The organism is Bacteroides mediterraneensis, assembly GCF_016900355.1.
Lineage (GTDB): Bacteria > Bacteroidota > Bacteroidia > Bacteroidales > Bacteroidaceae > Phocaeicola.
Genome location: NZ_JACJKA010000103.1, coordinates 1 through 254, shown reverse-complemented (window position 1 = coordinate 254; position 254 = coordinate 1). Strand labels below are relative to the sequence as shown.

Sequence of the window (254 nt, the reverse complement as noted above, 5' to 3'; positions counted from 1 at the left end):
GAGCATTACTAATTGCCCGAAAGCTTTCCTTATCCGCGCCGGGCGGATGGAAGACACAATAATCCATGAAGGATGATATATACGTTTAGCAGTTGTGCTAAGGTTACTAGCTTGTGAGTCATGACAACATAATGATATTAAGGTGACTATGGCGCGAAGGTTCCACCTCTTCCCATTCCGAACAGAGAAGTTAAGCTTCGCCACGCCGATGGTACTGCGTACAAGTGGGAGAGTAGGTAGTCGCCGTTTTAGAT

General features: G+C 46.5%; 1 rRNA gene. It reads left to right on the top strand.

Annotated features, from left to right (window positions below):
• Positions 1-138 precede the first annotated feature (138 nt).
• Positions 139-249 (top strand): 5S ribosomal RNA (gene rrf / locus H6A28_RS15035).
• Positions 250-254: the final 5 nt, after the last annotated feature.